9 protein-coding genes are annotated in these 15,241 nt (G+C 41.1%); 3 read left to right on the plus strand and 6 right to left on the minus strand.

Translation table 11 applies throughout. The annotated features are described in order from the left end of the window. Window positions 1-101: 101 nt before the first annotated feature. The gene (locus OGI71_RS11530) at window positions 102-1,049 is read left to right on the plus strand and encodes an alpha/beta fold hydrolase (RefSeq protein WP_282255598.1); all 948 of its coding nucleotides are present in this window, start codon (window positions 102-104) and stop codon (window positions 1,047-1,049) included. A gap of 113 nt (window positions 1,050-1,162) precedes the next feature. On the opposite strand, the gene OGI71_RS11535 is transcribed toward OGI71_RS11530, so the two are convergent. The 4 genes from OGI71_RS11535 to OGI71_RS11550 all read right to left on the minus strand — a co-directional run bounded on the left by OGI71_RS11535 (window position 1,163) and on the right by OGI71_RS11550 (window position 7,603). Then, complete coding sequence (locus OGI71_RS11535; RefSeq protein WP_282255599.1) at window positions 1,163-2,245, minus strand: family 43 glycosylhydrolase; 1,083 nt, start codon at window positions 2,243-2,245, stop codon at window positions 1,163-1,165. 116 nt (window positions 2,246-2,361) lie between these two features. Further along, window positions 2,362-4,206, minus strand: a complete 1,845-nt coding sequence (locus OGI71_RS11540) for a sugar-binding domain-containing protein (protein WP_282255600.1) — start codon at window positions 4,204-4,206, stop codon at window positions 2,362-2,364. 29 nt (window positions 4,207-4,235) lie between these two features. Continuing rightward, a complete protein-coding gene (locus tag OGI71_RS11545; protein ID WP_282255601.1) occupies window positions 4,236-6,281 on the minus strand; it encodes a beta-L-arabinofuranosidase domain-containing protein in 2,046 nt (681 codons plus the stop codon). A 158-nt stretch (window positions 6,282-6,439) separates the two neighbouring features. After that, window positions 6,440-7,603, minus strand: a complete 1,164-nt coding sequence (locus OGI71_RS11550) for an aldose epimerase family protein (RefSeq protein WP_282255602.1) — start codon at window positions 7,601-7,603, stop codon at window positions 6,440-6,442. Window positions 7,604-7,775: 172 nt separating this feature from the next. Here OGI71_RS11550 and OGI71_RS11555 point away from each other — a divergent pair, with 172 nt between their 5' ends. Beyond that, window positions 7,776-10,931: a sensor histidine kinase gene (locus tag OGI71_RS11555; protein ID WP_282255603.1), complete on the plus strand. Its 3,156-nt coding sequence runs from the start codon at window positions 7,776-7,778 to the stop codon at window positions 10,929-10,931. A gap of 2 nt (window positions 10,932-10,933) precedes the next feature. Next, entirely contained in the window at window positions 10,934-11,701 is a 768-nt protein-coding gene (locus tag OGI71_RS11560) for a response regulator (protein WP_282255604.1), read from the plus strand. A 322-nt stretch (window positions 11,702-12,023) separates the two neighbouring features. Here the strand turns inward: OGI71_RS11560 and OGI71_RS11565 are convergent, their stop codons facing one another. Both OGI71_RS11565 and OGI71_RS11570 read right to left on the minus strand, forming a co-directional pair. Beyond that, window positions 12,024-14,201 carry a hypothetical protein gene (locus OGI71_RS11565; protein WP_282255605.1) on the minus strand — a complete coding sequence of 726 codons (2,178 nt, stop codon included), beginning with the start codon at window positions 14,199-14,201 and terminating at the stop codon, window positions 12,024-12,026. 170 nt (window positions 14,202-14,371) lie between these two features. Further along, window positions 14,372-15,184, minus strand: a complete 813-nt coding sequence (locus OGI71_RS11570) for a DUF3823 domain-containing protein (protein ID WP_282255606.1) — start codon at window positions 15,182-15,184, stop codon at window positions 14,372-14,374. Window positions 15,185-15,241 lie beyond the last annotated feature (57 nt).

Here is a 15,241-nt window from a genome sequence, read left to right on the forward strand (position 1 = left end):
TTAAGCCCCTCTTTCGTTTTTTTTTATCCAAAGCAGACAAGCCCAACTTGCAAATCCAACAAAATTATCTTAGTTTACTTTAACACTAAGGAAGCAACATCATGAATATGGTATCGTCCAATCTTTTTCCGACAAGTTCTTTTGAAGGTAAACCGGGTCATAAACTCTTCTATCGTATATTTGAACCTGTGGACCAAAAGGCAATCGCGACAATATTGATTGTCCATGGCATGCAGGAACATAGTGGCCGATATCAAATGCTTACCAATCATCTGACTGACCGTGGTTTTGCTATACTCACCTATGATCAGTTGGGTCATGGGAAAACGGCCGATAATACGGGTGAATTAGGGTATTTCCAACGATCCAGTCCAGTGGAACAACTTGTCCAGGATGCGTTAACAATGAGCACTGTATTGCAACGAAGCTATCCCGATCAACCGCATTTTATCTTGGGGCATTCCATGGGATCATTTGTTACCCGTTGTGCCTTACAACAAGCTGGAGATCGTTTTAAAGGGGCAATAATCGTTGGAACGGGCGCGCGGCAAAAGGGATCCACAGCTTTTCGTATGCTATTGGCTGTTCTCAATTCCTTTGCACCTAAAAAACGAAGCCGATTGATTAACAGCATATTTGATCAGCGTAATAATGCCGGATTTAAAAATGAGCCCAATCAAAATAACAGCAACTGGCTGAGTGTCAACAAAGCGAATCGCCTTGCTTTTATCGAGGACCCACTCTGTGGTGGTTTATTTACGAACAATGGATTTTATACCGTATTGACTTTATCGCTACGCGCGACAGATAAAGAACTGACCAAACGCATCCCGAAAAATTTACCGCTATTATTTATTAGTGGACAGGATGACCCTATTGGTGACTTTGGGAAGGGAGTGGAACAAACCGCCGCACAATTACGCCTGCAAGGACAGACCGATGTTACCGTAAAACTGTACGAAGGAATGCGTCATGAAATACTCAACGAAGACTGCAGGGAAGATGTCTTTCAATTCATTGATCAATGGTTGGGCCAGCATTTAAGCTAATTGTAGCCAAGTATTTGGGCTAAACAATTGCTGTGACTCAAGCATCTCATCTAGTAGAGATAAAATAGCCCTTAGCAGTAGTAATCCAATTTCCGTCAAAATGTTAATCAAAACTATTTAAAGACAGGTGCGACCTTTTCCACAACGCTACTTGTCTCCCCATCAATCGTAGGCCAATCTTCTTTCCAGATTACCCTATCCAATAATAGCATGCGGCGATTACCCCCTGTAGAAACGCGTGGCCGTTTTGGGTCCATGGCGTGATAAAGCAACCAATCATTGCCCTGATCATCGGTTATAATCCGCGAGGTATGCCCAGTTCCGACAAATTTATCATTACCCTTCAGCAATAAGGTTCCATTACCCCTTTGGGCTAAATCACGGCCTTTCTGATCCAGATAAGGGCCTTTCAAATTTTTCGAACGCCCTACAAGTACGTGATATGTACTTTTCTCGCCTTCGCAACAGGATCCCTTTGAGCCGATAAAGTAATAATAGTCTTTTCTTTTATGGATCACCACAGCTTCAAAATCACCAGCCGCAACTTTAAATTTCTTATTCAAATCTGGTACTTGCGTTCCATCGTTATCCAAAGGTACTCCATAAGTCCCTTGCGTCGCGGCATCGCTAAAACTTCCCCAGAAGAGGTAGTTATGGTCCTTTTCCCTGAAAAAATAGGGATCTATTGAATTGGGTACATCGATTGATTTACTATCGAACAGTTTACCCCGATCTTTAAATGGCCCTTCGGGTTTGTCCGCTACTGCCACTCCAATACCGGGATTAGGATCTCCCCAGGTGGAATATGCATAGTACATCAGGTATTTTCCATTCAATAAAACCACATCAGGTGCCCAAATCCCACCTGCTGGCTTCCAGTTTGGTTTGGTTGAAAATGCTGCCCCGATCCAGGTCCAATGCACGAGATCTCTTGACTGCAAAATTGAAACTAGACGCTGCCCTTTGCCGTCGCCCCAGTTGTCCGCCGTTCCGTAAGCATAAAATAATTTATCCTGCGGATTACGTACCACCGTAGGGTCCGCAAGTATCGGTTCAAAAACAGGATTTATATAGCTTGTCTTCTTTACGGACGCCCCCGTAGTCTGTACAGTTTGTGCACCTAAACCTGAAGAACTCCCACACGAATTCAACAGGCTCAGGATTACAGCTATTCCAATCCAATATTTTAGCAACATTGACAGTAACATTTTATTATTTTTATTTTATCCCGATACTACCCACCCCATTGTATCCGGAAAACTATTTATAAGCCGCTATAATCTCCATGAATGGATTCTAAGCATTGACTGATTTACTTTGTTGGTGCTTGATATAAGGCCTGATGGGCAGTATTTAATTCCGCTTCGGGCATTTTTACTACTTTACGATCATAGGTCATTAAACCGTTGGTTTCTACCTCCACATCTGTTGTCTGTGTATAAACTGCAGCCGACAATCCCATTGGAATAAGTCGCGTCAGATCACGGATCAGTTGCTTATATCGTTCGAGAAGTTCTGTTTTATTTTTAAAGCTCTGGTATCCCCAGTTATCCTTTTGCTGCCAGGAATGACCATCTATCGGCAGTCCCAGTCCTCCAAATTCACCAAGTGCGAGTACCTGTTTCGCTCCAAATAATTTGGGATCCGGCATGGCTGCATCCGGATAATTGTGTATATCCAGTATATGACCTGTTTCCATAAAATTACCACCACTGGCACTGTTTACCAATCGGGAAGGATCATTGGCCATTGTCCATTCGGTAATCTCCTTTGTCTTAAACTGACCCCAGGCTTCGTTAAAAGGTACCCAGATCACGATGCTCGGGTAATTGTGCAGCACGTCCATTATGGTCTTCCATTCTTTTCTGTAGTATCCTTCCGACTCCTGCGAACGGACTTTATCCCGATTTCCACCTGATATTTTTCCAGGTTGCATATCCCAATGATTTCCCCCCAGGTCACCGCTTGGCATATCCTGCCACACAAGCATACCAATGCTATCACAATAGCGATACCAGCGTGCAGGTTCAACTTTAATATGCTTACGGATCATATTGAAACCCATTTCTTTTGTCTTGATCACATCAAATTTTAAAGCTTCATCCGTAGGAGCCGTATGCAAGCCATCAGGCCACCAGCCCTGATCAAGTGGTCCATATTGAAAGGTAAACTTGTTGTTCAACAGCATGCGTTGTATCCCATTTTCGTCTTTTTCCATTGAAATTTTACGCATGGCAAAATAGCTTTTTGCCTGATCAATGACCTTACCTTTGCGAAGTAACTGAATTTCCAGGTCATAAAGTTTTGGATTACTCGGTGACCAGGCTTCCAAATTTGGAACAGAAAGATCAAAGTCTGCATTTGGTTGCCCCACCTGCTCTTTAATCACTTGCGTTCCATTTAATGCGCGAACTTTAATTTCATCACCCGCTTGACTACCTGCTACTGTGGCCTGGAAGGCAAGCACACCTTCATCTAATCTTGGTGTCTGTTTTATTTTCACAATGTAAGACTTTGGTACACTCTCTAACCATACCGTTTGCCATATTCCTGTAACCGGTGTATACCAGATACCATTGGGATGGTTAACCTGCTTCCCTCTAGGTTGTGGTCCATCATCCGTAGGGTCCCATACGCGAAGGGCAATCTCTTGCTTAGCTCCTTTCTTGAGATAAGAGGTCACATCCATCGTAAAAGGGTCGAAACCACCTTCATGTCTCCCGACCAATTGATTATTTACATATACATCACATTGCCAGTCCACCGCGCCAAAATGGAGCAACACATTATTTTTGTTGACAGACTTGTCCAAAGTAACCGTATTGGTATACCACAGGGCTTTATCCTTGCCAACTTCCTTCCCTACTCCAGAAAGTGCAGATTCTATGGCATAAGGAACCAAGATACTTCCATCCCACTGCTGCGGAATTTCTTTTGTATTTACTGGGGTAATGGCATATTTCCATAAGCCGTTTAAATTTTGCCAGTTATTGGTTCTCACCAGTTGCGGTCTTGGGTATTCTGGATGAGGCTTTTGTGCTGTTACTTTTTCACCCCAAGGAGTCAGAATGTGCGAACCAACAGGTTTCCACTCCTGCGCAAAATTCAGTTGAGCAGCCATCATCAGACTGGCAAAAAACAAGGTTTTCTTCATCATAAAAATCGTTATGTCATTTATATCTTTAATTACTTTACGGTTGGAAACGCCGCGATACGTAGACGGGCGGCACCCATCGGAATCAACTCCACCTCCTGCACTTGCGCCTGACTTTCTACAGGACTCAATGGCAATACCCCTGTCAATCCATTTTCATCTATTTTCCAACCATCTACTTTTTTTGCTTTGACCATAATAGAGATCGGTACTGCATCCGCTTCAAATGGAAAAGCGTCTTTTGGCCAATCCCGCTTGACGACCTTCAATTGATCCGGTGCTGTCAACTGATTTTGAACAAGACCATAATTCCAATCACTTGCTGGAAGGATCTCATAGGAAGGCCATTTGGTTGGATCGGCGGTTTCCTGCCATTTTGAGTCACCAATAGCTGAAGCTTTGCTGTCCTTCTGCACATAATTCTCTTTGATCTTCAAGGCATAGGTCAATGGTCCCCGTTGAATACTCACAGCATTTTTATTCGCTGTCCAAGTATTCAATACAATGGACATCGGCAGCGAAAGTTCGACCTGATCACCATCTTTCCATTTTCGGTCAATCCGAATATACTTTGCCCCCGATTCTACATTTTCTGTCTTTCCATTAATTTTGATCTGTGCCTGTTTTGTCCAAGCCGGAATCCGCAGGTAAAATGGAAAATCAATTGTCTTTCCATTTGTTCCGATGACAAAGCGAATAGATTCTTCAAATGGGTAATTAGAGCTTTGTTGAATTCGAATCTTTTGATTATTTCCGACCTTAACATCCGCATTGGATGCAGCGTATAATACCGCGGCAACACCATTATCGTTAGTCGCCATATAGAGATGCTCCGCATAATACGGCCATCCCTGACTATGATTGTGCTGGCAGCAACGTGAACTAAAGGGATTCATCATCAAAAATGGGCCATTGTTGTCAATGCCCGGGGCATGATTGTGGCTATCGCTAATGCTCATATTGGGGCTTGTGATATAACGTAGTGCCTTAAAATCAGCGGTTACCGCCGCTGGATAAGTATTGAAGGCCACATCTTCGGCGTGATCCGCCCAAAAAGGATCACCTGTTATCCCCAGCAGAATCTCATTGGAAGCCATCTGTTCAACCATACCACAGGTTTCGACGCCCTGTCGAGGGTCAGTATACCCTGGACGAGCATTTTCATCTGCACCAAACATGCCGCCCGGGACCTGACCGAATACCTGCCGGACAAAGTGAAAATTAGCGTAGGTCGCCTTGAGGTCGTCGCCGGACTGGCTCTTAAGATAGTAGGTAGCCGGTTCCCTGAAACATTGTGCGATATTGACATTGTGCCAATTGGGTAAATCATTCTTTTGTCGCCAATTTGCTGTATTGCGATGGATTTTATCGGCCAAATCCATCAGCCATTCATTCCCTTGCGTCCGATTATAAAGCCAATAAACTGACAATAAATTGTCTCCACCACGACTGTTCTCCCAGTAATCTTTTAGGAAAAAACTATCAGGTAGATTCGCCTGCCACTTAAAGTAATTGGTCATCAAGGTCAGAACACGTTGATCTCCGCTATATTCGTAATAGGACTGCAGGCACCAAAGCATAATCATATTACCCCATAAGTCCGGTTTATTGTTGCGCAGGATCAGGGGGCCAAAGTAACCGTCCGGTCTTTGGCTCTTTATAGCTGCTTCCAACCATATTTTTGATTCTGCTATTATTTTGGGGTCTTTCAGAATATAGCCCAGGTTTGCATAACCTTTTAACCAATAAGGAACTTCTTCCCAACCGTATTCCCCTTTCCCATCTGTACTCAACCAGGCATTATTTTTCTTGGATAACCAAGCACTAATTTCTCCCAGGTGCCCTGTAAGACCGTCCTTCTGTAATTCCAAATACTTTCCTAACCAACCTTGAGGAACAATGCTACCTACAGGCAGTTTCAGCAGCGCATTCTGTTTTAATGGTAAACGGTTATTAATATAGTTTAAATTCTTCCCTTCAACCGGTAGCTGATCAATAGCGATTACGGTATTGTTTTGCGCTGAACTTAGAAAACAAATTCCAATTAAATAAGATAATAGGCCTATTTTTTTTGTCATTATTGGCTTGATTAGTTTTATAACTGATTACCCAAAATTAAACTTTAATCAATGAGTTGGATGATTGATTTTTCTCAAAAAACTGCCTATTTGTATCAATAGAAGAAAGCACATCTCTATCGAGATGTACTTCCAAAACCAATCATTATTAATATGTATTATTTTACCGAAAAACGGTACAGGGATTTCGTTTGATAGACTTGTCCAGGACTTACAACTGTCGTTGGAAACTTGGGTTGATTTGGTGCATCTGGAAAATGCTGTGGTTCGAGACAGAAAGCTGTTCGGAATGCATCCTTTTCCCCGTTTTTTAACTGCACTTGCTCATTCATAAAATTGCCGCTATAGAATTGGATCCCCGGTTCATTCGTCAAAATATCCATGACAATACCTGACTTATCGCCTACGACATGTGCGGCTTTATACCATTCTCCTTCCTTGTCTTTGTTCAAAACAAAGTTATGGTCATAACCTTTTCCATAACTGAGTTGCTGATCATTTGTATTAATATCTTTTCCGATCGCTTTGGGCGCAGTAAAATCGAAAGGAGTTCCTTTCACCGCTATCAATTGGCCGGTAGGTATCAATGTACTGTCAACAGGCGTATATTGATTGGCAAACAATTGAAGTTGATGATCCAGTATTGTACCACTCCCCTCACCATTCAGATTAAAGTAAGCGTGATTTGTTAAGTTAATGACTGTTTTTTTATCGGTTTCGGCACGGTAAGCAATCATCAATTCATTATTGTCATTCAGCGAATAGGTAACTTCCATCCGAATATTACCCGGAAACCCTTCCTGTCCATCCGGCAATGTATACGCGAAAGTAAGGGATGACTGATCGGCCTTCTTTAAGATCCAATGTGCAAAATGTACGCCCTTAAAACCGCCATGCAATGTATTTGGACCATTATTCACCGCCAATGTATAGCTCTTATCATCCAATTTAAATTTCCCTTTTGCGATCCGATTGCCAAAAGGCCCTACAATTGTTCCAAAAAATGGTTCTTTGGGATTATTGTAATCACTTGCCTTCGCGAATCCTAAAACCACATCACGCAATTTCCCCTTGTTATCGGGCACCCAAAGGCCTACCAGGCGTGCGCCATAATTTGTAAAATAGGCCTGTACACCATTCTTATTGGTTAATTCGTATAAATAGACTTTTTTCGTATCAATCGTTGTGCTAAATGATGAAGTGTCCATTAAGGCTGCGACAGTGTCGTTTGGGCTGGTTTTTGAACTATTCGTTTGCTGACAAGACAGGCAACAATAACTAAGTATACCAGAAATACCCAGCAACATCAATTTTCCTTTCATTTGTTATGATTTAATGGTTTATAATCTTTATTGAATGACAAATGTGTTGTTTTCTATATTTTTTATAATTTTATTGGTTACAATACAAATACTAAAATCCTAATTTTTTTTATTTTTTTTTGGATTAAATTGTTTCAATTTTGAGCTATTTTGTATCAATAACCAAATGATCATGATCAACCTAAAGCCAGTCCGTTTTCTATCTTTCTTGTTGCTGTTTCCTTTTCTGATCCAGGCACAACCCTATTACTTCAACCATTATCAGATTAATGAGGGGCTTTCAAACAATGCCGTGATCTGTAGTATGCAAGATAGCTATGGGTTTCTCTGGTTTGGCACGAAGGATGGTTTAAATCGCTTTGATGGAAATAGTTTCAAACATTTTGATGCCTCGGCTTCTGACAAGAATAGTTTAGGAGGCAATAATATCATCTCCCTGAAAGAGGACTTCAAAAAAAGAATCTGGATTGGTACCGATCAGGGGATCTATTGTTACAATCCCATCGACGAACAGTTTAAGTTATTAAGCAAACAGTTTGAGCATGCAGATGTACCCGTTATCATTACGGACCAAAGAAAAAGGATCTGGTTTATATCCAATGGGATGCTCTACTACCACAATCTGATCAGCAACGAAATCAAACAGATTACCACATCTGATCTTTATATTACCGCTGTGAGCTGCACAAAAAATGGAACCATCTTCTATGGTACTCCAGAGGGTAAAATCTTCCAGATCAATAGTTCAGATAAACCCTCACTCCTATTGGATTTTCAGGTAAAATATGGTTCAAAAGATTGGTTCAGCATAGAAAAAATCACGGAGAACCGTAAGGGGGAACTCATGATCGGCACCTCTAAATCTGGCGTTTATACTTACGATTTTAAGGAAAAAACTTTAAAATCTATGCTAGGTCCGGACCGACTCAGGCAATTTCTTTATGTCAGGGATATCCTCCAACCGAATGATACTGAATATTGGTTTGCGACCGAATCAGGGTTATTTATTTATCAAATTGCTGACCAGAGCTTTATCAATATTCAAAAAGAACAGGAAAATCCATGGGGTATTTCCGACAACGCGGTTTACAATATCCTGCAGGATAAAGATGAAGGAATCTGGATCGGTACTTACTTTGGTGGAGTCAACTACTATCACAAGAACAATAGTATTATCGAAAAGTTTTTACCTCAGGACAAACCAGGTAGCTTAAAAGGTTCTGTCGTACGTATCATTACCAAAGACCCGACAGACAAGGTCTGGATCGGAACCGAAAATGGTGGTTTATCGAAACTAGATCCCAGTTCAGGACAGATTCAAAATTTCTCTGAGAAAAAGGGAAATCTGGCGAACAATAATATTCATGGAATCCTGCCCTTTGACAATAAATTATTAGTCGGAACTTTCGTCAATGGCTTAGATATTTTCGATCCCATACAAGAAAAAGTTGTTTACCATATCGATCGAAATAGTTCGCCGAATCCCGATCTACAGAGTAATTTTCTCTTTTACCTGTATAAAACTAAGAAGGGAGAAATTTTGGCAGCCTCCACCCGAGGTTTGTATCGTTTTGATTTCGTCAATAAATCCTTTCATTTGATACGCAGCGTTCCGGAATATATGTTTTATACGACCGTGCTTGAAGATAAACAGGGAAATATCTGGTTAGGTACCTGGCGAGATGGCTTGTATTGTTATAATCCCAATAATGGAGAACTCAAGCATTATACGCATCAAAAGGACAATCCAAGCTCTCTTCCAAACAACCGCATCAATAGTCTATTTGAAGATTCTAAAAAACAGATCTGGATAGCAACAGAAGGTGGAATGGCGAAAAAAATCCCCACAGGTGAAGGCTTTGAAAAGATTGGTATAAAAGAAGGAATGCCCAGTAATGTGATCTTGGCCATTCTTGAAGACCAGCAAAACAATCTTTGGGTAAGTACTTCTAAAGGGCTTGTCCGTTATCACTTATCGAATGGGAAAAAAAGGATTTTCAACCTGGAATCTGGTCTACCTTCCATTCAGTTTAATTACAATTCTGCATTTGATGATGGCTATGGTCGTTTTTACTTTGGCACTATCAATGGTTTGATCCGTTTCGATCCAAAAAAACTCAATCAGATCAATTATAATACCCGGATCCCAATCTATGTCACCAACCTTTATATCAATAACAAAGCAATCAATCAGTATACAGATGGGCATATCCTTTCGAAATCCATTTTATTCACGGATAAGATTCAATTGAAACATGATGAATCATCGTTTAGTCTCGATGTGGCGGCGCTTCATTATCAGGCCCCCCATTCTGTCCATTACAGCTATAAGATGGAAGGTCTTGATAACAATTGGGTCGATATCACCGGCAATCAACGGGTGTATTTCACTAAACTCGCACCGGGAAGTTATGTTTTTACTGTCAAAGCTGAAGATCCCAATGGAAATGTCATCCCCACTGCTGCAAGTCTTAAAATTGTTATTCTGCCGCCTATTTGGGCAAGCATACCAGCCTACATCTGTTATGCGCTCATTCTTATTGGCCTGATTATATTTATTATTTATCATTTTAATGAAAAGATAAAACAACGTAACCGCCAACATTTGCTGACGGTGCAGAATCTTCGGGAACAGGAGCTCTATCGGGCGAAAATCAATTTTTATACGGATGTAGTCCATGAAATACGTACACCATTAACATTGATTAAGGCGCCTTTGGAAAAACTCATGGACAAAGTCGAACACAACCCAGTAACAGATAAACTGCTTTCAACCATGCAGAACAATACGGAAAAACTAATTGCACTCAGTAATGAGTTGCTGGATTTTAGACAGGTCGAAACTGAAGGTTTTAAATTACATTTTGAGCTGGCAAATATTAGTCAGACAGTGCAAAAAATCAGCAACGATTTTGGTGTCACTATCCAAGCACAAGGAAAGAGTATGCAGGTTTTAATCACTCCTGACATCATTGGCTCCGTTGCGACAGACGCTTTTGATAAGATCTGTTATAACTTGTTTAATAATGCTCTAAAATACTCATCAGAGTTCATTGAAGTGAATTTAGAGGCGGATAAACAGAAAAATATTGCTATATTGACGGTGAAAAACGACGGTGCATTAATTCCTTCGGAGGAAAGGGAAAGAATTTTCGAACCATTCAATCGCTTAAAACAAAATAAGAACATTCCAGGCAGTGGTTTAGGCTTGGCGTTAACAAGATCTTTGGTTTTAAAACATCAGGGCAGTTTAGTGTATGATGTTGAAAATTTTCAATGGAATGTATTCCGTCTAACTTTACCACTAAACCACAACTCAAACCAATAATTATGAATGCAAAAGCCAATTTATTAGTGGTAGATGACCATGCTGAATTACTTGAATTTATTGCAGATGACCTCAATGAGGATTACCATATCACCACAAGTACAAATGGAAATGAGGCCTTGGATCTACTTGCATCTGAATACTTTGATTTGATCATCAGCGACGTGATGATGCCCGAAATGGATGGCTATGAACTCTGCCAAAAAATTAAAGAAAACATCGCTTACGCACATATTCCTGTTATTCTATTAACAGCAAAAAATAGCATAGAATCAAAGATTCAAGGCCTGGAATATGGTGCTGATGCCTATATCGAAAAACCCTTTTCGCCCGCATTTTTACGGGCACAAATTGCCAGCTTGCTAAAAAACAGGATTAAAGTCAAGGAATTTTTCATCAAGAATCCGATGTCTCAAATCCAGCAAATCGGACAGAACCAAAACGATCAGGATTTCCTACTCAGGATAGAGGAAATCATTATGCAACATTTGGATGACCCGCAATTTAATGTCGATCGGATGGCGGATATACTTTGCATGAGCAGACCAACCTTGTATCGAAAAATCAATCTGGTATCGAGCCTGTCGCCAAATGAGCTAATCAATCTGACCAGGCTACGAAAAGCGGCAGAACTACTTAGTTTACGGCAATATAAAGTCTACGAAATTTCCAATTTGTTAGGCTATAGTTCGGCGACGCATTTTTCCAGAAATTTCCAAAAACAATTTGGACTCAGCCCGACGGAATTCCAGGAATCGCAGTCGAAATAATATTTTTCTCGGATGGTAGCTTCGGTTAAAATCGCGATTTGCGTTAAAGATGCACTCACCTTCAAACTGAAAATTTAACGACGGATTGTAGGTATCTGATTGAAAAGATCGCAAAGAACCTGTCTTGAAACACGTTCAGGCGGGCATTCTGAATTCAGTTATTCACAAAAAAACCAGATTCACTAGGATCTGGTTTTTTGCTATCCAATAAGGCAACTAAGACCTATTCTGTCCCAAGTTTACCTCATCTTGTTTGATATCCATTTTTTATATGGATGATACCCTTTCCTTCATTATGCTAAAATTTAAGGGATCTACCATCCTACCATTTGATATCCACGTATACACCCTCGGGACTATTTTCAAATTCCAGCAGATAGGTTTTTGTTTTCGTATCCCAATTTGCTTCTGCAAAAACTTCCTTTTTATCAACGACGAGACTCTTTGGTTTGCCAGGTAATAATATCCGCGAAATGCTGGTGGTATTGATCGGGCTTTTAGCCGTAAATGAGTATTGATGGCCAGTCGATTTTTCATCGTAAATACGACTTGCCGATGCCAATACCTGAGGCTTTTGTTTATTTGCAACATGATCTATATTGACAAACAGGCACTGTTCATTTGGCTGGATATTTTTAGAGGTAACAATTGGTAGAGCCGGATCAAAAAGATCGATTAAATTTCCCTTAACCTGATAAGGCTGATTACTCACACTCTCATCCAATACAGCGATCAGGTCATAAATACCCCTTGTCAATGTAAAATAGTTTTTAAATTGAAGTTTCCCGGATTTGCCCTTAGCTTCATAAAGACTTTTAGTCAGGTCCAACAGTTTCTGACTGTTGTTCGGCTTGACAACAAATTCTTTGGGATCTGAACGCAAAACATAAAAAGTACCTTTCCCGTAGCTATATTGTCCCTCCTTTGGCATTCCGCCACGCACGCCCATTTTTTCAAATAAATGATCTGATGGTCTTTGATATTGGTTGCCATTTGTGTTCCACCATTCCTGTACGGATTGAAAGGGATCGAGATCCGTTGCACAATAAATAAGTACGCCCCCATTTTTTACCCAGTCCGCAAGATACTGATGGGCCTCGGGAGCCAAGGGTTTCATATTGGAATAAGACATCAACAGCACCTTTGTCTCAGCTAGGGCATTCTTAACCCCTAAATTCTCCAGGTGAACTGTTTTAACGGGAACACCACGTTTTAAGAAAGGAAGAGCAAGTCCGTAAAAGTTGGCCAATTGTGGATCGTCATATCCGGCATGTGTCGGGAAACGTTGGAACATCAGTGAATTTGCCAGCAGGATGCTGATCCCTGTTGATCCGGACACTTTACTGGTCGTTTTGGGCATGCTATTCAGACTATTAATCATCACCTGCATCTGGGTCGAATAATGGCGTGGTATTTTTTCTTTTTGGTCACTCTTGGCACTTGTCTTATACAATCCTTCATAGATACGTTCAGGCCAGGGCATCACTTCATAGTCTGCAATATTGGGATACAAAAGTTGTGCAGTGAAAGTAGCCTGATAATTTTTCTTGTAATCAGCCCAGTCACGAGGCCAATCTTCGATCGGGTCCGTCAGGAAAAACATCTTTCGCCCAGTCGGTGCTGTCATAGATTCCATTGCACCGTACTCTAAAAATGCCGTTTCGAAAACACGTTCTTTCGCCACACCATTAAAATAATTAGGTTCACGTGAAGTCCCCGTCCATACCTGTGCGATATATCCATCGACACAGGGTAGCGAGGCCAAGCTTGCCTCAGGACTGACAATCATCCATTGTGAATAATTGATCAACGAGTGTGTGGGCACATAACATTTTACATCCATCCCTTTGGTTTTTCCATAAGATTTGGCATAAGTAAAGACTTCATTCAGTGCATTGAGGTACAAAGCGTACTTTAATTTATTGGATAAATAGGTATTCTCAGGCGATTCGTGCTGTGGGCGCCAATCAAAACCGTAATACTTTTTCCATTCCTTCTTAAATGATTCGCTATAACCTGCCCTTGCCCAGAATTCGGGTTCCTCCATGAAAATGGCATCAATCCCCGCATCAATAACACGTTTGACATGCATCTCCTTGATGTATTTCAAATAATTTTCAGTAGGAACAATATAAGGAACCATGTGACCATGCCAGATAGTATCACCTTTTACATCAACTTGTCCCTCATCGAGGTGCATTTTCCCATCCCATTTTCCCGTAAAATAATCCTGATATTCCCCCCAGGCAATACCCGTCATAAAATGCGTAATATATCCCCTATCACGCCAGGATTTTACCCGTTCTTCAAACGGAATTTTTCGGGATTTGTCGGAAGGATTTCCCCCGGTTCCATATATCATGACAGCATCTGCACGGTTGTCAATTGTAGGACGCCATTCTCGGGAGCTCTGAAAGGTCGTCTTTACAGGATCTCCTTTTTGAGCGGTCGCTGTGAACGTTGCCAGCAACAATAAAGCGAGTATATTCGTTTTTACCATAGTTTATCTTTTTTTTACCTACGAATAGTTATTGATTGAGCAGCCGCAATTGTTATTTTAAATAATCAGGTTGGCTCCTTTTTTATTGTCCCAATGGAACCGTCCTTTTTAAGATTCATTTTCATCCAAGAAACCTTAAAAAGGACGGTTCAACATGTGTATTGATTCTCTTATGGGATATCCACTCGTTTGGCTTCGTTGTAGTTCCACCTACGATTGCCCGTTCCACGGGGAGTATCATAGTTGATACGAGAGGCTGCACGAACAAAGACCGTACGACCCTTCGGAATTTCGCCAGTAGACACTATATCAATAACCTGCCCTAACTTTGTCTTGAAGCTGTCGCCATTGTATTCGATTTTGCTCGACCAGCGTTCATCTCGTGCACGATATCCAACCGTAGCGGAATAGCTAACAAAGAGCTGTATATCTGTAACATTTAAAAAATCTGCGTTATAATTTCCTAGTGGCTCGATCTTATCGCGAAAAAGCTGTTCAGTTACAGCACGGGTGACCTTGACTTTCGCTTTTATCTTTCCATTTTCAACAACTGGATCGCCAACCCATTCCACTTTAAGAAAGGGGTGAACTTCCATTTTTATTTCATGTGAACCATTCAGCTCCATATTTTTGCTATCGTCTGACAGTACCTTACCATCTCCGTCTGTACGTACTAAAGGAATAAATGGGCCATCAACGGTGATATTATAATTTCCCTTAAACAGTTTTGTATTTTGAAATGTTCCGTCAGCCATGCAATAGAAGTCAGGATTGTGTTCCACATTATCTCCCCAACTAAGCTCGGTCAATCGAACGCGGATACCTTCACTACCCTGATCGGTCAATACCGGTGCACCCGTTTGTGCGTCGACGACTATGCCCTTCAGTTCCACGGAGGGGGCCTCGTAGTTATCTGCCTCAAAAAGACTACACGAACTCAACATACATAGTATGCCCAGTGCGCTTAAAATGCTATTTTTCATTTGTTATACGTTTAGTGGTGGCTTGGACTTTTATAATTTAGTTCCACCAGTTATTGT

The sequence above is a fragment of the Sphingobacterium sp. ML3W genome, from assembly GCF_029542085.1.
Taxonomy (GTDB): Bacteria; Bacteroidota; Bacteroidia; order Sphingobacteriales; family Sphingobacteriaceae; genus Sphingobacterium.